The organism is Arthrobacter sp. 9MFCol3.1 (assembly GCF_000620385.1).
In the GTDB taxonomy this organism is placed as follows: domain Bacteria; phylum Actinomycetota; class Actinomycetes; order Actinomycetales; family Micrococcaceae; genus Arthrobacter.
The window spans coordinates 307,485-324,523 of record NZ_KK211131.1; the positions used below are offsets into that span (position 1 = coordinate 307,485).

Genomic DNA, 17,039 nt, shown 5'->3' on the forward strand with positions numbered 1-17,039 from the left:
CCGCGGAGGCGGCTTCGGTTAGGACACCTTTTCCTCAGAGCCGGGGTAGGACTGCCGGTAGAGTTCCTTCACGATCCGCAGCGACTTCGCCCCTTCGGCGGCGTCAATCCAGAACGGGCCCGGGTGCGCCAGCCCGGCATAGAAATCTGCGATCAGCAGGGCATGCGAAACACCCCAGTAGGAGCGGCCGCCCGATCCGGCGGCGCGCTCACGCACCACCTCGCTGCGCCCGCCGTCGTAAGTGACCGTCAGGTCCCCGCGCAGGCTCAGTGTTGCCGCCTCGGTACTGATGTCCAGCGTGACGGGCGCGTTGCGGGTGTTGGCGAGGGTGGCGTAGAAGACGCTGCGCGCGCCGTTGCTGTGCAGCGCGGCGAACTCCGCCGTATCCTCCACCTCAATGGCCTCAGCCAGCGCATGGGTCGAGGCGCTGCCGGCGAGCGAAACGACGTCGCCCACCAGCCATTGCAGCAGGTCCACGGTGTGGATGGCCTGGTTCATCATCAGGCCGCCGCCGCCCTCGCCCCAGCTTCCGCGCCAGGGCCGGCTGAGATAGTAATCGGGTTGCCGGTGCCACATGACCGTGGCCGAGGCCCCCAGCACCTGGCCCAGTTCGCCCGAGTCCAGCAGCCGGCGCATTTCCTGCACCGGGGCGTTGTAGCGGTTCTGGAAACACAGGCCAATTTTCGCCGTGCTTTCGGCAGCCGCGGCCAGCAGCCTTTCACCCTCCGCCAGGGTGTGCGCCAGGGGCTTTTCCAGCACCACGTTGACGCCGCGGCGCAGGCATTCGATCGCGATCGCCGCGTGTTCGTGATGCGGGGTGGTGATGTGCACGACGTCGGGAGCGGCCGCCTCGAGCATGTCGCGGTAGTCCTCGAAGCCGGGGACGCCGTGGGCTTCCTGCGCCGCGGCGCGGCGGCCCGGATCCGTGTCACAGACAGCCACCAATCCGGCGTCGTCCATCCCTGCAAGTGCTTCAAAGTGAACGACCGACACGTCGCCGCAGCCGATGATTGCCGCCTTTGGCATCCGGAGCTCCCTCTTTCCGTAGTGGTGGTGCGTTCCTGCTAAACGAGTTCGATCTGGTTCTTCGCGGCCAGCGCGGCGAAGGCACGGGCCGCGGCGCCGAAGGCCGCCGGGCCCGAGAAGCCGCCGAGTTCGTGGGCGCTGGCCAGGTGGGGTTCCAGCGACGCGAAACCGGCGAAACCATCCGCCTTGAGGGCGGCGATGGTGGCGTCGAGTTCGCCGTCGCCCGCGCCGGAGGGGACCACTTCCCCGGTGGTGGCGAGCGCGTCCTTGACCTGGAAGTACTCGAGGTAGGGGCGGAGCAGGGCGTAGCCCTCGGTGTAGGGCTTGACGCCCACCTGGACGAAGTTGGCGTTGTCCCACGCGACGCGGAGCGCGGGCGAATTCACGGACTCCATGATGTCCAGCACGCGCGGCGGCGTATCGCCATAGATGCCCTTTTCGTTTTCGTGCAGGAGCACGACGCCGGCTTCCGCGGCGAGTGCCGCAAGGGCGCCCATGCGGTCCAGGACGTCCTCGCGGATGTCTTCCGCGCTGCGTCCTTCGGCCCGGAAGAAGGAGAAGATGCGGACGTATTGTGTATCCAGCCCCTTGGCCACCGAGATGATCTGGCGGAGCCGTGCCAGCTCGTGTTCCACCGGCAGGCTCACGTCCACCTTGCCGATGGGGCTGGCCACGGCCGAGACCTTGAGGCCCTTTTCATCCAGGATGTCCTTGAGTCGGGCGACCTGCTCGGGCTCCAGCTCGGAGACGTTGGTGCCCCAGGCACTGCGAACCTCGATGTGGCTTGCGCCCAGCGCCAGGAGCACGGCGGCCTGAACTGCCGGGTCCGGATCTATTTCGTCGCCGAAGCCTGACAGCGACCAGACTGCGGGTGGTGTTTTGCTCACGCGGATCTCCTGGGTTTCGCGGCCGCCGCGGGCAGCTTCCGGCTCCGGCGCGGTGACGCAGTTCACAAACGGTGTAGGCCTAGTCTAGCCAGCGCTCGCGTCCAATGACAACCGGTTGCCAACCTTTGACAATCTGTGGCATTCTTTGCTGACCGGTCCTGTGGCGGCAATCACAGCCCGGCCCACCACGTTCAGAGAGGAGCGCCGTGGCGACGACGCAACCAGCAGCAGTGGACCGCCCGGCCACCATCCACGACATCGCCGCGCTGTGCGGCGTGGCGGCCTCCACGGTTTCCCGCGCCCTCTCCACCCCGGACAGGGTCAACATCAGGACGCGGCAGCGGATCGAGGCGGCCGCGGCCCAGCTGCACTACACACCCAACAGCCAGGCGAAGGCGCTGAGTTCCGGGCGCACGGGCGCGGTGGGAGTCCTGGTTCCGGATATCACCAACCCCTATTACTTCGACCTCATCAGGGGCACCCAGCTCCAGCTCAAGGCGGCCGGGTACACCCAGCTGCTGGTGGACACGGAAGAATCCGACGAGGTGGAGGCCAGCACCGTGGAGCAGCTGCGCAAGAGCGCTGATGGCATCATCGTTGCCGCATCCCGGCTCAGCGACGAAGCCCTGCTGGACGCGGCGGCGAAAATGCCCATGGTCGCCATCAACCGTGACGTGCCCGGCGTTCCCGCGGTCCTGATCGACACCCCGTCCGGCACCAGCCAGGCACTGGACCACCTGATCTCGCTGGGACACACCCGGGTGGCCTACGTCGCCGGCCCGACGACGTCGCAGTCCAGCGAGCGGCGGTGGACCGCATTGTCCGCGGCAGCCGAGGAGCGCGGCGTGGACGTGCGCCGGCTCGGTCCGTTCGCCCCCAAGACACAGTCCGGCGCTGCAGCCGCGGACGCCGCCGTCCACAGTGGAGTCACCGCCTGCCTCGCGTTCAACGACCTCATCGCCATCGGCATGCTCCAGCGCCTTCGCGAACGCGGCATCCGCGTCCCGCAGGACATGAGCATTGTGGGCTGCGACGACATCTTTGGCGCCGACTTCTGCAATCCGCCGCTGTCCACCATGGCCTCCCCGATCGAGCAGGCCGGCCGCGTGGCGGTGTCCATGCTGCTGGCCCAGCTGAACCCGCTCGCCGGCGGCGGCACCCGAAACCGGTCCGTGATGCCCACCCACCTCACGGTCCGCGGCTCCACCGGCCCGGTGCGGCAGGAGCGCTAGGCCAGGCGTCCACCAGCCGGCGCGGCTGGAGCGCGCGGCCGGCCGGGCGATTCGTTGGCCAGGCGCCGGAGTGGGTTCGACGGCGCAGCGTCGGTTCGTCGGCGCGGAGTGGGTTTGTCGGCGCGGAGTGGTGCGGTTGTCGCCGCCGTTCCGGACACAGGCACCGAAATCGGATCTGCCCACCTAGGATCCGCGTAGCGACGGTCCGAAAAAGTAGCCGTGGTCCGAGGCCGCAGCGCATTTCCGCGACTCGGAGCGGCATCCTTGAGCCAAGCGCAACGGCGGAGCACGGGGCTCGAGGTGCGGTTTTCGCTGCCGTTCCGGACACAGGCGCCGAAATCGGACCTGCGCCCCAGGGATCCGCGGCGCGACGGTCCGAAAAAGTAGCCGTGGTCCGAGGCCGTATCTTCGACGCCGGATCCCCGCCTCAACGGTCGGAGCCGCACCTCGCCCGTCGGCGGAGCGCTCGGCGCCGCCCATCACCAGCGGGCTCAGCCGCCGGTCCGGCTGCAACAGTTGAGCGTGGTTGACAGTGCTGACTAGGCTGTGAGGCATGCGTGAACTCCAGGCGAAGATCATCGAGGAAATGGGCGTGCAGCCCCGGATCGACCCTGCCGGGGAGGTGCGCAAACGCGTGACGTTCCTGAAGGAGTACTTGACGGCCACCCACACCAAGGGCTTCGTCCTGGGCATCTCGGGCGGCCTGGACTCGTCCCTGGCCGGGCGGCTGGCCCAGCTGGCGGTCGAGGAACTCGAGGCCGAGGGCACCGAGGCGAACTTCGTGGCCGTGCGGCTCCCCTACGGCGTCCAGCACGACGAGGACGACGCCCAGGCCGCCCTTGACTTCGTGCGCGCCAAGACCGAATGGACGTTCAACATCTCAGCCGCGGTGGATGGCTTCGAGGACGAGTTCGAGAAGACCGTGGGCACGGAGATCTCCGATTTCCACAAGGGCAACACCAAGGCCCGGACCAGGATGATTGCCCAGTACGCCTTGGCCGGCGAGCACAACTACCTGGTGATCGGCACGGATCACGGCGCCGAGTCCGTCACGGGATTCTTCACCAAGTTCGGCGACGGCGGCGCGGACATCCTGCCGCTGTTCGGCCTCAACAAGCGCCAGAACCGCGCGCTGCTGGCGGAACTCGGCGCGCCGGCCCGGATCTGGGAAAAGGTTCCGACGGCGGATCTGCTGGACGGCAAGCCGGGCCGCACCGACGAGGACGAACTCGGCCTGGGCTATGACCTGATCGATGACTACCTCGAGGGCCGCGACGTCCCCGATGCCGCCGCCGAACGGATCGAGGCGATGTACCTGCGGACCCGCCACAAGCGCACGGTCCCGGTGACGATTTTCGACACCTGGTGGAAATAGCCTGAGCCGAGCGTCCCAGGCCGCGAGCCCCGGGCCGGGGCTGCGGGCCGAAACGGGGCATTTTGAACAGTGGCCGGGCCCTTTTTGACCTCAACGGCCGGCGTGTCCCTGTCAAAGTGCCCCACGACAGGCTTCCAAGTGTTCTGGCCCTGCTGGGTTCCAATTACGGGATCAGCACAAGTTTGCCCCGGACATGGCCTGCGCGGCTGATGCCCAGTGCCCGGGCCGCATCGGTGAGGGGAATCCGCTCCTGGATGTTGAAGCGGAGCTTTCCATCGGCCGACAGCCGGGCCGCCTCCGCTACCCGTCCGTCCAGCAGCCTGACCGGTGCAATTCCGGCGGCATTGGCCTCCGTTCCAGGCACAGTGGTCACCGCGGCGCCGTGGCCGCCGAGCAAATGGACCGTCGCCGTCGTCGCCTCCTCCCCGCCAAAGGTGTCCACGACGGCGGTGATGGTGCCCAGTGAGCGGACGCGTTCCACGAGCCCTTCGACATAGGCCACAGGCTCGGCGCCCAGGCCGCGCAAATAGTCATGGTTCTGCTCTGAAGCGGTGCCGATGACCTGGGCGCCGAGGTGCCGCGCGATCTGGACTGCCGCCGAGCCGACCCCGCCCGCTGCGCCGTGGATGAGGACCGTGTCCCCGGCGCCAATGCCAAGCTGAACCAGCGCCGAATACGCTGTGCCGCCAGCTATCGCGACGCACGCCGCCTGCTCAAAATCGATGCCCGCGGGCTTAGGCATCAGCTGGTTGGCCGGAAGATTGGCCACGGCACGGTAGCCCCCGGAAATGCCATTCCAGATGACTTCGTCGCCTGCCTCGTAGCCGGTCACGTCGGGGCCGACGGCGGTCACGATTCCCGCCGCCTCACAGCCGGGAACTGCCGGGAAGTCCAGGGGAAGGTACCGCTCCAGGTAGCCGGCCACGACTTTCCAGTCCATCGGGTTGACGCCGACGGCGCGGATTCCCACCTGGACCTCGTTCTCCCCCGGAACCGGCAGTTCCTCTTCGCCAACGGTGACGACGTCCGGGCCGCCATAGTGATCGAAGGAGATCTTGATGTTCTTCATGGGGTGTTGCTCCTTCGGCTCGACCCGATGCGGCCTGTGCTGCCAGCTTCCGGCACCCGCGGCGGCTGCGCAAGAGTCTCCCGAGAAGATGAACTGCCCGAGGCGGCCTGAGCCGAACCGGGGCGCTTTGAGCCTTGGCTGGACCGTTTTCGGCTTCAATTGCCGGCGTGTCCGTGGCAATGTGCCCCGCGATGGCCGGGCACCGGGGCACCACGGTCGAGGTCCAGGCCCTTGACCAGGGTCAGGCGCCCTGCAGCAGCGTCGAGATCCGGTGGGCCTCATCCATGAGCAGCCGCCCCAGCTGCGGGCGCCGGTCTTCCCGGAAGCGCGGCTCGATGCCGGTCAGGGACAGTGCCCAGGCGGGGCGCCCCCGCTGGTCGAAGACCGCCGCACCCATCCCCCAGCTGCCTTCCAGGACCAGCCCCGGATTGACCGAATAGCCGGCCTGCCGCGTCGCTTCGAGGTTCTCCCTGACAAGGGCTTCGGTGTGCGCGGCCGCGAAGCTGCCGGCGTGGGCGGCCCAGTTGGCGAGCAGCTCTTCCTGCTCTTGTGCCGGCAGGAAGGCCATGATGGCGGTGCCGGCGGAAGCGACGCCCAGCGGGAACCGCACCCCCTCGTGCAGCACGAAGGAACGGACCGGGAAGCTGCCTTCCTCCCGGAGCAGGCACACGGTCTCGTTGCCGCGGCGGATGGAGAAGAACGCGCTTTCGCCGGTCTCTTCGGCGAGGCGGCGCAGGCTCGGCCTCGCGAGGTCCTCCATGGGGAAGCGCGCCGAGGCCACAGACCCCAGCAGCAGGATCTCCGGTCCCAGGACCCAGTTGCCGCTGCCCGGGTCCTGGTCCAGCAGCCCCTCGGCCGCGAGCGAGCTCAGCAGCCGGTGAACGGTGGGGCGGGTCAGCCCCGATTCGCGGACGAGCTCCACCAGAGGGCAACCCTCCGGCTTCCGGCCGACCAGGCGCAGCAGGCTGGCTGCCCGGCTGACCACCTGGGCGCCCTGGACAGGTGTTGTAGTCATTGCTTGCCTCACGTCGGCCGGGAACTGAACGTCGCCTTTGCCAAGTTGCTTTTAGCCAAACTCTCGCATCGACTGTCCACATAATGGATAGTCCCAAGGATAGCGTCCACACTATAAACTCCGCCAGTTCGCAGGGAAACTTCGCATTGACAGTGGTCTGCGACACACCATAGGCTCCTTCCTCAGACACGGAGTCCACAAAGTGGATTGCCGGCGTGGATAGCAAGACGAGCTCAATGAGGAGATGCAATGTCAAAGGTGAAATCCGGGGCAGCGGCCGCTTTGCAGGACGTACTCCGGGACGGCATGACGCTCGCCGTCGGCGGCTTCGGCCTCAGCGGCATCCCCGCTGACCTGATCGAGGCAGTGCGGGACTCCGGGGTGAAGGACCTGACGGTCGTTTCCAACAACATGGGCGTGGACGGCAAGGGCCTGGGCGTCCTGATCGAAGGAGGCCAGGTCCGCAAGGTCATCGCGTCCTACGTCGGGGAAAACAAGCTCTTCGCCGAGCAGTACCTCGCCGGCCACTTGGAGGTGGAGTTCACCCCGCAGGGCACCCTTGCCGAGCGGCTGCGCGCCGGCGGCGCCGGCATCCCGGCGTTCTACACGAAGACCGGCGTGGGCACCCTCGTCGCCGAAGGCAAGCCGCTGGCGGAGTTCGACGGCGAGACCTATGTCCAGGAACGCGCCATCAAGGCCGACGTCGCCCTGGTCCACGCCCACACGGCCGACACCGACGGCAACCTGATCTACCGGTACACCGCGCAGAACTTCAATCCGGTGGTGGCTACCGCCGGAGCCGTGACGGTCGCCGAGGCCGAGGTGATCGTCGAGCCCGGCCAGCTGGACCCGAACCACATCATCACCCCCGGCGTGTTCGTCCAGCGCCTGGTCCAGGCCAGCGGCCGCGTCAAGGACATCGAACAGCGGACCGTCCGCCCCCGGCTCGAAGCAGAAGCGGCGCACGCCGGCTCCACCGTCTAATCCGGCCCCGGGCACCGCCCGCCCCGGGCGCGCCGGCATTGGCGCCCCACCCTTTCCACCCTGACTTTCCAAGGAGAACCACCATGGCCTGGACCCGAGATGAAATGGCCGCAATCGCGGCCGAAGAACTGAACGACGGCGACTACGTCAACCTTGGCATCGGCATCCCCACGCTGGTGGCCAACAACCTGCCCGAAGGCGTCCGCGTTGTCCTGCAGAGCGAGAACGGCCTGCTCGGCATGGGCCCGTTCCCCTATGAGGGCGAGGAAGACGCGGACCTGATCAACGCCGGCAAGCAGACCGTCACGGTCCTGCCCGGCGGCAGCATCTTCGACTCCGCGACGTCCTTCGGCATGATCCGCGGCGGCCACGTGAAGGTCGCGATCCTGGGCGCCATGCAGGTCTCCGGGAACGGCGACCTCGCCAACTGGACCATCCCCGGCAAGATGGTCAAGGGCATGGGCGGCGCCATGGACCTCGTGGCCGGCACCCCGCGCGTCGTGGTCCTCACCGAGCACAACGCCAAGGACGGCACCGCCAAGATCGTCAAGGAATGCACGCTGCCGCTCACCGGGCTCAGCTGCGTGGACCGCATCATCAGCGACCTCGCGGTCTTCGATCTGGATAAGCAGGAAACCGCAACAGGCGGCGGGCGCAAGCTCACGCTCACCCGCCTCGCGCCCGGCGTCACCGTGGAGGAGATCCGCGAAAAGACCGAGGCCGACTTCGATGTCGCGCTCGAATTTGAGGGAGCGACGGCATGAGCCTCAAGGACCAGTTCGGCAAGGATGTCCTGCTCACCGGCTGGGGCCACAGCCGCTTCGGCAAGCTCACGGATGAGACCCTCGAGTCCCTGATCGTGCAGGTCGCCACCGATGCGATTGGCAACGCCGGCATCGAACCCGGCCAGATCGACGAGATCTACCTGGGCCAGTTCAACTCCGGCATGATGCCGTTGGCGTTCCCGTCCTCGCTCGCGCTGCAGGTCTCGGAGCAGCTCGCCAACGTCCCGTCGACACGGGTGGAGAACGCGTGCGCCTCCGGCTCGGCCGCGTTCCAGCAGGGCACCAAATCGCTGCTGGCGGGTACCGCCAAGACGGTCCTGGTGATCGGGGCCGAAAAGATGACCCAGGCCGGCGCCGACGTCGTAGGCGCCGCCCTGCTCGGCGCGGACTATGACATGGCCGGGAAGCCCTCCAGCACGGGCTTCACTGGGCTCTTTGCGGAGGTCGCGAAGCACTACGGCAAGCGCTACGGCGCTGGGTCTGCTCCCGGCAGTCTCGGCGATGTCCTGGGCACCATCGCGGCAAAGAACCACCGCAACGGCGTCGACAACCCCTACGCCCAGCTCCGCAAGGACCTCGGCGAGGAGTTCTGCCGCACCGTCTCGGAAAAGAACCCGATGGTGGCCGATCCGTTGCGCCGCACCGACTGCTCCCCCGTCTCCGACGGCGCCGCCGCCGTCGTCCTCAGCGTCGCCCCGACCGGCGGCGCCACCGCTCCGGTGCGGCTCGCCGGCTTCGGCCAGGCGAACGACTTCTTCCCGGCCGACCGCCGCGACCCCACCGAATTCGCCGCCACGCGCGCCTCCTGGCAGCGCGCCCTGGCGATGGCCGGCGTCGGGCTGGAGGACCTCGACTTCGCCGAGGTCCACGACTGCTTCACCATCGCCGAACTGCTCATGTACGAGGCCATGGGCCTGACCGAGCCGGGCCAGGGCGCCCGGGCGCTCGAGGAAGGCTGGGTCTTCAAGGACGGCAAGCTGCCGGTCAACGTCTCCGGCGGGCTCAAGGCCAAGGGCCACCCCGTCGGCGCCACCGGCGTCTCCCAGCACGTCATCGCGGCCATGCAGCTCACCGGCACCGCCGGCGACATGCAGCTGGCCAGCCCGCGCCGGGCCGCGGTGCAGAACATGGGCGGCGTGGGTATTGCAAACTACGTCAGCGTGCTTGAAGCCGTCTGAGGCGCCGCCCGCGGACATGGTGCGGGCCACCAACTGGCTTGGCCTGGCGGCCGGCGCACCCGTGATGGTGCGCCGGCCGCGCCGTGTCCCGGCCGCCGCAACGGTGGAAATCGCGACCCCGGACGGAAAGATCCTCTGGGTCAGGTACTGGACCTCGGCCGAGCGCGCCATGCTCCACAAGGCCGACGGGACCCAAGTGTGGTGCGAGGCGAACATTGGCTGAGTCCAGCATTGAAAGCGTGGCCGACCTGCTCTTTCGCGACCTGCAGTACTTGAAGGCCAGCAGCGTGGAGCGCTGCGTCACCGACGTGGCCGGGTACCGGGACGTGGCCGAGTCGGACATCAGCTCCTCGGTGGAACAAAACCTTCGGATGGCCATCCAGGCGGTGAAATCCGGGACCGTGCCGGAGTCATCGCAGCTCGCCCTCGAAGCCAGAGTGGCGCAGGTCCGATTCCACCAGGGCCTGCGGATCGAGGACGTGTTGCGCGGGTACCGCCTCTCCATGGCCGTGATCCAGGACCGCTTCCTCGACATCGCCCAGGAGCTACGGCTCGGCGACCGGGAAGTCCTCGCCGCGCACCGGGTGCTCTGGGGCGTCAGCGATTCCTACACGGCCGCCCTGGTGCATTCCTACCGCGAAAGCAGTGTCCAGCAGGCCGTGCGCGACCACGAACTCCGGCAGGGCTACCTGCGTGCCGTGCTGGCCGGAACCCTCGCCGGCGCGGAACTGGTGTCCCGTTCCGCCGACTTCGGGATCGATCCGCGGCGCGAATTCCGCGCCCTGCGCGCACGCGCCAGGCCAGGGACGTCCCCGGACGACCTTCTCGGCGAGCTGGTGGCGCCGCTGCGCAGCGGCGACGGGGTGCTGACCGTCCTGGCCGGCGACGTCGTCGGCTTCCTCGCTGCCAAGCCCCCGGCCGGCGGTGCGGCGGCAACCATCGCCGTCGGGCCCCCGCGTCCCCTCACCGCCCTGGCCCAGTCCGACGCCGTCGCCGATCGCGTCTTCACCGCCGCCTGGCGGCGGGCGGACGGGGGCTCGTTCTGCCTGGAGGACCTGACCTGGCGCACCGCGGCCGCCGATCCGGATGTCACCGCGGTGCTGCGCCGGCGCTATCTGGCACCGTTTGCCGACGACACCGAGTTCGGCCGGATCGTGCTGGACTCGGTGCGGTCCTACCTGGCCAGCGACCGCCGGATATCCGCAGCCGCGCGGGCACTGTCTGTGCATGAGAACACGCTGCGCTACCGGCTGCAGAAGTTCGAGCAGCTCACCGGCACCCGGCTCGACGCGACCGGGACCCTCGTGGAGCTCTGCTGGGCGTTCGAGGCCTGCCAGGACGGGACAGCCATGCCCGTCGATGGCCCGTTGTAGGAATCCACAACCCCCGCCGGCTTCCCTTTGAGCTGGCTCCATGTTCGGGGCCGCAGCGCCTCCGTAACGTGGTCTGCATCACAGCCGGACGAACCGCTGCCCCCTGCGCCCCCACGGGCCGGACGATGCTGCATCCCTCGTCCGGGCCCAACGGATCTGGGAGTCACCGGATGAGCGTCATCACCGCAGCACCACCTGTCAGCAGGACCCGCCAACTCGCGGCCGCCACGGTCGGCAACATCGTCGAATGGTTCGACTGGTACGTCTATTCCATGCTGGCGCTGTACTTCTCCAGCCAGTTCTTTCCCAAGACCGGCGACCCCGTGGTCCCGCTGCTCAGCGCCATGGCGATCTTCGCCGTCGGCTTCTTCATGCGGCCGCTCGGCGGCCTCCTGGGGGGCATGGTGGCGGACCGCCTGGGACGGAAGAAGGCGCTCACCGCGACCGTCATGCTGATGGGCGTCGGCAGCCTGCTGGTGGCCGTGGCGCCCACCTACGACCAGGTCGGCGTGCTCTCGCCGATCCTGCTGGTGGTGGCCAGGCTCCTGCAGGGCCTCTCCACCGGCGGCGAATTTGCTGCCTCCTCGACGTTCCTGGTCGAGTCGGCTCCGGCGGGCCGCCGCGGCTTCTTCTCCAGCTTCCTCTACATCGGCGCGACGCTCGGCAACGTGGTGGCGATCGGCTCCGTGGCGCTCCTCGTGGCCGGGCTCCCGGACGACGCCATGCACGAATGGGGCTGGCGCGTGCCGTTCGCCATCGGAACCCTCGGCGCGGTGGCCGGCCTGTTCATCCGCCGCTTCGCCGAAGAAACCCTGGCAGTCGACGACGCCGCCGACCCGTCGGATCCCGGCGCCAGGGCCACCCGCCCCTCGGCCTTCGAGTTCATGCGCACCCACCCCAAAGAATGCCTGCTGGTGTTCGGCATCAACGCCGCACCCACCCTGTTCTTCTACGTTTTCTCCTCCTACCTGCCCACCTACGCGCACATCACCGTGGGCTTCGACATGAAGAACGCGCTCTTCGTCGGCCTCATCTCGCTGAGCTACTTCGCCGTCCTGCAGCCGCTGATGGGCGTCCTCTCGGACCGGATCGGCCGCAAGCCGCTGCTGCTGGCGTTCGGCGGCGGCTTCACCGTGCTGACCATCCCCTGCTCAGCGCGCTGCAGAACAGTTTCCTGTCCCTGTTGCTCGTTCAAATGGCCGCCCTGACCCTGCTCGCCTGCTACACCTCCATCACTTCCGCGGTCATGTGCGAGCTCTTTCCGGCCCGGATCAGGGCCGCCGGGATCGGCCTTCCCTACGCCCTCGGCGTGGCGCTCGTCGGCGGCACGGGACCGTACGTGGCCACCTGGCTGGCCGACGCGAAGATGATCGACGCCTTCGGCTGGTACCTGACCATCCTCGCGGCGATCACGACCGTGGTCTTCCTGCGCCTCAAGGAGAGCTACCGGACGGGGCTGCCGCAGTGAGCGTGATTGGGTTCTTTGACCGCGGCTGGAGCGCCAACCCCGACGGGGTGGCGTACGTCCAGGAGGGGAATGCCTACACCTTCACAGAGGCAGGGGAACTGTCCTGCCGGATCGCCAACGGGCTGCTGGACTCGGACCTGGCGTCCGACGCCAAGGTCGCCGTACTCTCCCCGAACGATCCCCTCGCCTGGATCTGCGTGCTAGGAATCTGGCGGGCCGGGCTCACGTGGATCCCGGCCAACCCGGCAAGCCCCGCGGGTGAAACCGCACAGCTGCTGGCCGGTTTCGACGCCGAACTGGTGATCTTCCATGCCGGCCTCGACGAGGCGGTCCGGCAGCTGCAGGACCGCCTGCCAGGTGTCCGGCGATGGATCCGGTTCGGGGCGGACCCCGCAGGGCCGGGCACTGCCGACGCCGAGGGGCCCGGGGCGCCCGCGGCAACCGCCTTCAGCCAGTGGATCGCAGCCCAGCCGGCGACCAAGCCCGCCGTCAAGGCCTCCCCGGAGGACGTGGTCTCGCTGGCCCCCACCGGCGGCACGACTGGCCTGCCAAAGGGCGTGATGAACACGAACCGGAGCCTGTCGGCCTTCGTGGTGCACCTGATGATGGCGGCCCACTATGGCTCCGAGGATGCCGTGGTGAATCTCGCCGCCGCGCCGATGACCCACACAGCGGGCCTGCTGAGCCTGGCCGCCACTGCCCGTGGCGGGACTGTGGTGGTCCTTCCCAAAGCGAGCCCGCACGCGGTGCTCGACGCGATCGAAAAGTACGCGGTGACGGATCTTTTCCTGCCTCCCACCGTGATCTACCGGCTGCTGGAGGTGCTCAAGGAGCAAGCGCGGGATCTTTCCTCGCTGCACTACCTGATCTACGGCGCCGCGCCGATGTCGGTCGAGAAACTGCGCCAGGCACTGGCCGTCATCGGGCCGGTGATGATGGAACTTTACGGACAGATGGAGGCGCCGGCGTCGGTCACTTTCCTGCGCCCGGATGAGCACTTCGTGGCGGGCGCGATCGCCCCGGACTCCCGGCTCTCCTCCTGCGGCCGGCCGTATCCACTGGTCCAGGTCGAGATCCGCGACGACGACGGCAGGGCCCTTCCGGCCGGGACGCCAGGCGAGATCTGCGTCCGCGGGGACCTGGTCATGAAGGGCTACTACAAGAACCCGGAGCAGACGGCCCAGGCGCTGCGGGACGGCTGGCTGCACACCGGAGACATCGGCGTCTTCGACGATGATGGCTACCTGCACCTGACTGACCGGCGGCGGGACCTGATCATCTCCGGCGGCTTCAACGTCTACCCGAGCGAGGTCGAGCAGGTGATCTGGGGCCACCCGGCCGTCCGCGACTGTGCGGTGGTTGGCTCCCCGCACCCGGATTGGGGCGAAGCGGTGACCGCCGTCGTCGAACTGAACGAGGGCTGCACCGTCACGGAAGCGGAAGTCATTGCCCTGTGCAAGCAGGAGCTGGGCAGCATCCGGGCCCCGAAGGCCGTGCATCTGGTGCCGGCGCTGCCGCGCAGCGTCAACGGGAAAGTCCTGAAGAAGAGCATCCGCGAAGCCTTTTGGCGCAACGAAAAATCAAGGATCTAGGAGAACACTGATGACGAAGAGACTGCAGGGAAAGATTGCCCTGGTGGTAGGGGCCGGCTCCAGCGCCCCGGGCACGGGCAACGGCAAGGCCACCGCCATCGCCTTTGCCCGCGAAGGCGCCACGGTAGTGTGCGCGGATGTCAATGAGGCCGCGGCGAAGGAGACGGAGGCCCTGATCCTGGCCGAGGGCGGCCAGGCGCGGCATCTGGCCTTCGACGTGACGGACTCCGGCGAGGTGGGCAGCGCTGTGGCGTCTGTCGTGAGCGAGTTCGGCCGGATCGATGTCCTGGACAACAACGTCGGCATCGCCAAGGTGGGCGGCGTGGTGGAACTGGATGAGGCCGAGTGGGACCGGGTCCACGCGATCAACCTGAAGGGCCCGTTCCTGACCATGAAGCACGTTATTCCGCACATGCTTGCCCAGGGCGGCGGCTCCATCATCAACATCTCGTCACTGGCGGGCATCCGCTGGACCGGTGTGCCGTACTCCACCTACTACTCCTCCAAGGCGGCGCTGAACCATCTGAGCCGCACGACGGCGGCGGAATACGCCGCGAGGCACGTTCGGGTCAACGCCATTCTCCCCGGACTGATGGAAACACCGATGGTGACCGAGTCCGCAGAGCTGGCCGGCGCCTATGCGGCCGGTCAGCGCGAGGAAATGCTGAAGAAGCGGCACGCCCAGGTGCCCATGGGGCACATGGGCACGGCCTGGGATGTGGCGAACGCTGCGGTCTTCCTGGCCAGCGACGAGTCCGCCTACGTGACGGGCATTGAACTGCGGGTCGACGGCGGCATCTCGCTGGGCTTCTGAGCCCGGCGTCTCAGCCACCGGCGCTCGAAGCCACCTAGCCAAGTCAACGCGGGGTCAGCTACGGCCCATTCCGGGGGGCTTCACAGGCGGTAGCTGACCCCGCGTTGTTGGTCGTTGTTGGGTCAGGAGTAGTCGTTGTAGAAGCCGCGGCCGCTCTTGACCCCCAGCCAGCCCTTGGCGATGAACTCCTGCAGCATGGAAGCGGACTTGTTCTCGACACCGGCCAGCTCGCAGTAGTGGTTCTCGATATCCAGGACCACGTCCAGGCCCACCTCGTCCATGAAGCGGAAAGGTGTGGTTTCGGACTTGAAGACGTCGGCGAACAAGGCGTCCACGTCCCGCGGCTCCGCGACGCCCTCGGCGACGACCAGCAGGGATTCGCGCTTGATCGCCGCCCAGATCCTGTTAAAGATGAATCCGGTGCTCTGCTTGCGCACCAGGTGCGGCACGAGGGCGTATTTCGGCAGCTCTGCCATGAGCAACTCCATCAGCTGCGGGTCGGTGTGGCCGCTGGACATCAGCTCTACTGAACGGACAGCTGGCGGCATGTAGAAGTGCATGTTCAGGACCCGCTCCGGCTTGCTCACGCCGCCGATGAATTCTGCGGAGGCAAACGAGGAGGAGTTGCTGGCCAACACGGCGTCTGGGGCCGCGAGGTGATCCAGGTCAGCGAAGATCGCCTGCTTGAGGCCAAGCTTCTCAGGGACCGCCTCGACCACGAGCCACGAATCCTGGAGGGCCCGGGCGAGATCGTCCTTGGCCGCGAGCCGGACTGCCGGGTTGCCGCCGAGCTCTTCCACAGCACGATGGCGCTGCGTTGCAATGAACTCGATGGCGGCCTTGGCCACTGCGAGGTCCGTGTCGAAGACACGCACCTCCGCGTCTTGGAGTGAAAGCATTAACGCGATCCGGCGGCCCAGGGTGCCGCCGCCAATGACAGTCATGGGCCGGTCCGCGATGTTGGCTGGGAGCGTGTAGGTCATGTCGATTCCTTTCAGGAGGCTGCTGCCGATGCAACGGCCGGGTTAGAGCGGTCCGCGCGGGTGCCCTTGGCGATCAATACAAGGGCGGGGACCGCGGCAAGCACAAGGGCCATCCCGTAGATCAGTGTGGTGTTCTTCATTCCCGCAACCGGGACCAGCAGGCCCGCCGCCACGGCCGGGACGCTGAAGCCGAGGTAGCAGATGACGTAGACGCTGGAAAGCATGCCGATGCGCTCGTTCGGATCGCACAAGGGAAGGGTCATGCGCATCGCGCCGAAGTAGCCGCTGCCGAACCCGACGCCTGCCACGGCCGTGCCGGCGAAGTACAGCGGCGCAGAACCCAGTTGGACCGCCAGCACGGTGACCAGAATCCCCGAAATCAACGCAATGACGCCGGTGAGCAGCGTGGTCCGGTCCGACCAGCGCCGGACTACAAAGATGGCCAGTGCACCGGGCACGAAGAGCGCGAAAAGCGCCAGGCCGCCCACCAGGACCGAACTGTTCTTGGTCATGGCGTGCGCGAGAACCGGCCCCAGCGAGAGGTAGAACCCCGCAAGTGCCCAGGTCGCGGCAGCGACCGGCATGGTGGCGGCCATGGTATGGCGGGCCGCGACGGGAATCCTCGCCTCCGGGACCAAAGAGCGGACCGCCCCCGGCGCCTTGCGGCCCGCGCTGGGCAGCCACAGCAGGGTTGCCCCCAGGCCGAGGAGGAGCGCGGCCACGAGGAAGTACACGGCCTTGGTGGGCTCGGGCAGGAAACGCACCAGCGACGCCGAACCGAGCGCCCCCACGGACAACCCCACCGGAGAGGCCGCGCTGTTCACCAGAGATCCCCGGCCGCGCCTGCTGGCGCCTTCGAAGGCAAGCAGCGCCGCCCCGGCGGCACCCATGGCCGCTCCCGTGGCAATCCCCTGCAGGGCCCTGGCCGCAATGAGGACCGCCGGCCCGGGTGCGAAGGCGAACGTCATCATGGCCGCCACCTGCAGCCCCACCGCCCCCAGGAGGACCGGCCGGGTGCCCACGTGGTCCGCGAGGGAGCCCACAATCAGCAGCGTCAGCAGCACCGCCACGGCGTAGACGGCAAAGACGACCGTCACGGCAGCCGAGCCGAGGCCCCATTCCCGGGCGTAAAACTCGTACAACGGCGACGGGGCCGAGGAGGCCCCTATGAAGACCGTCAGGAGGGCTGCGTGCAGCCAGAACGCGGTGCCGGTGTTCTTCAATGCTCTCTTCCCAACCTGCTAAACGCACAATCTGT

General features: G+C 68.0%; 17 protein-coding genes. 11 read left to right on the plus strand and 6 right to left on the minus strand.

The features are described from left to right. Nucleotides 1-18: 18 nt before the first annotated feature. Both C560_RS0118800 and C560_RS0118805 read right to left on the minus strand, forming a co-directional pair. Complete coding sequence (locus C560_RS0118800) at nucleotides 19-1,026, minus strand: Gfo/Idh/MocA family protein (RefSeq protein WP_026539364.1); 1,008 nt, start codon at nucleotides 1,024-1,026, stop codon at nucleotides 19-21. A gap of 38 nt (nucleotides 1,027-1,064) precedes the next feature. Then, entirely contained in the window at nucleotides 1,065-1,913 is an 849-nt protein-coding gene (locus tag C560_RS0118805) for a sugar phosphate isomerase/epimerase family protein (protein ID WP_026539365.1), read from the minus strand. Nucleotides 1,914-2,119: 206 nt separating this feature from the next. On the opposite strand from C560_RS0118805, the gene C560_RS0118810 reads away from it, so the two are divergent. Further along, the gene (locus C560_RS0118810) at nucleotides 2,120-3,145 is read left to right on the plus strand and encodes a LacI family DNA-binding transcriptional regulator (protein ID WP_231494396.1); all 1,026 of its coding nucleotides are present in this window, start codon (nucleotides 2,120-2,122) and stop codon (nucleotides 3,143-3,145) included. Between the two features lie 553 nt (nucleotides 3,146-3,698). Next, nucleotides 3,699-4,520: an ammonia-dependent NAD(+) synthetase gene (nadE, locus tag C560_RS0118815; protein ID WP_026539367.1), complete on the plus strand. Its 822-nt coding sequence runs from the start codon at nucleotides 3,699-3,701 to the stop codon at nucleotides 4,518-4,520. Between the two features lie 163 nt (nucleotides 4,521-4,683). On the opposite strand, the gene C560_RS0118820 is transcribed toward nadE, so the two are convergent. Both C560_RS0118820 and C560_RS0118825 read right to left on the minus strand, forming a co-directional pair. Next, nucleotides 4,684-5,589, minus strand: a complete 906-nt coding sequence (locus C560_RS0118820) for an NADP-dependent oxidoreductase (RefSeq protein ID WP_026539368.1) — start codon at nucleotides 5,587-5,589, stop codon at nucleotides 4,684-4,686. 241 nt (nucleotides 5,590-5,830) lie between these two features. Then, a complete protein-coding gene (locus tag C560_RS0118825) occupies nucleotides 5,831-6,604 on the minus strand; it encodes an IclR family transcriptional regulator (protein WP_018775943.1) in 774 nt (257 codons plus the stop codon). Between the two features lie 249 nt (nucleotides 6,605-6,853). Between C560_RS0118825 and C560_RS0118830 the strand changes: the two genes are divergently transcribed. The 9 genes from C560_RS0118830 to C560_RS0118865 all read left to right on the plus strand — a co-directional run bounded on the left by C560_RS0118830 (nucleotide 6,854) and on the right by C560_RS0118865 (nucleotide 14,798). Beyond that, a complete protein-coding gene (locus C560_RS0118830) occupies nucleotides 6,854-7,588 on the plus strand; it encodes a CoA transferase subunit A (protein WP_026539369.1) in 735 nt (244 codons plus the stop codon). A gap of 83 nt (nucleotides 7,589-7,671) precedes the next feature. After that, complete coding sequence (locus tag C560_RS0118835) at nucleotides 7,672-8,352, plus strand: CoA transferase subunit B (RefSeq protein ID WP_026539370.1); 681 nt, start codon at nucleotides 7,672-7,674, stop codon at nucleotides 8,350-8,352. Further along, on the plus strand, nucleotides 8,349-9,551 hold the full coding sequence (locus C560_RS0118840; RefSeq protein ID WP_026539371.1) for an acetyl-CoA acetyltransferase: 1,203 nt from the start codon (nucleotides 8,349-8,351) through the stop codon (nucleotides 9,549-9,551). The genes C560_RS0118835 and C560_RS0118840 overlap by 4 nt, the downstream gene beginning before the upstream one ends. After that, nucleotides 9,538-9,774: a hypothetical protein gene (locus C560_RS0118845; protein ID WP_155855831.1), complete on the plus strand. Its 237-nt coding sequence runs from the start codon at nucleotides 9,538-9,540 to the stop codon at nucleotides 9,772-9,774. The genes C560_RS0118840 and C560_RS0118845 overlap by 14 nt, the downstream gene beginning before the upstream one ends. Further along, nucleotides 9,767-10,924, plus strand: a complete 1,158-nt coding sequence (locus tag C560_RS0118850) for a PucR family transcriptional regulator (protein ID WP_026539373.1) — start codon at nucleotides 9,767-9,769, stop codon at nucleotides 10,922-10,924. The genes C560_RS0118845 and C560_RS0118850 overlap by 8 nt, the downstream gene beginning before the upstream one ends. 170 nt (nucleotides 10,925-11,094) lie before the next feature. Beyond that, nucleotides 11,095-12,132, plus strand: coding sequence for an MFS transporter (locus C560_RS22425; protein ID WP_197026191.1), 1,038 nt, complete (start codon nucleotides 11,095-11,097; stop codon nucleotides 12,130-12,132). Then, nucleotides 12,120-12,392 (plus strand): hypothetical protein, encoded by a 273-nt coding sequence (locus C560_RS23665; RefSeq protein WP_197026192.1) that lies wholly within the window; start codon nucleotides 12,120-12,122, stop codon nucleotides 12,390-12,392. Before C560_RS22425 ends, C560_RS23665 begins: the two co-directional genes overlap by 13 nt. Then, nucleotides 12,389-13,984, plus strand: coding sequence for a class I adenylate-forming enzyme family protein (locus C560_RS0118860; protein ID WP_026539374.1), 1,596 nt, complete (start codon nucleotides 12,389-12,391; stop codon nucleotides 13,982-13,984). The genes C560_RS23665 and C560_RS0118860 overlap by 4 nt, the downstream gene beginning before the upstream one ends. Nucleotides 13,985-13,994: 10 nt before the next feature. Then, nucleotides 13,995-14,798 (plus strand): SDR family NAD(P)-dependent oxidoreductase, encoded by an 804-nt coding sequence (locus C560_RS0118865; protein WP_026539375.1) that lies wholly within the window; start codon nucleotides 13,995-13,997, stop codon nucleotides 14,796-14,798. A 122-nt stretch (nucleotides 14,799-14,920) separates the two neighbouring features. Here the strand turns inward: C560_RS0118865 and C560_RS0118870 are convergent, their stop codons facing one another. After that, the gene (locus C560_RS0118870) at nucleotides 14,921-15,781 is read right to left on the minus strand and encodes a 3-hydroxyacyl-CoA dehydrogenase family protein (protein WP_026539376.1); all 861 of its coding nucleotides are present in this window, start codon (nucleotides 15,779-15,781) and stop codon (nucleotides 14,921-14,923) included. A gap of 11 nt (nucleotides 15,782-15,792) precedes the next feature. Then, nucleotides 15,793-17,004 (minus strand): MFS transporter, encoded by a 1,212-nt coding sequence (locus tag C560_RS22430; protein ID WP_051533278.1) that lies wholly within the window; start codon nucleotides 17,002-17,004, stop codon nucleotides 15,793-15,795. Between the last annotated feature and the right edge of the window lie 35 nt (nucleotides 17,005-17,039).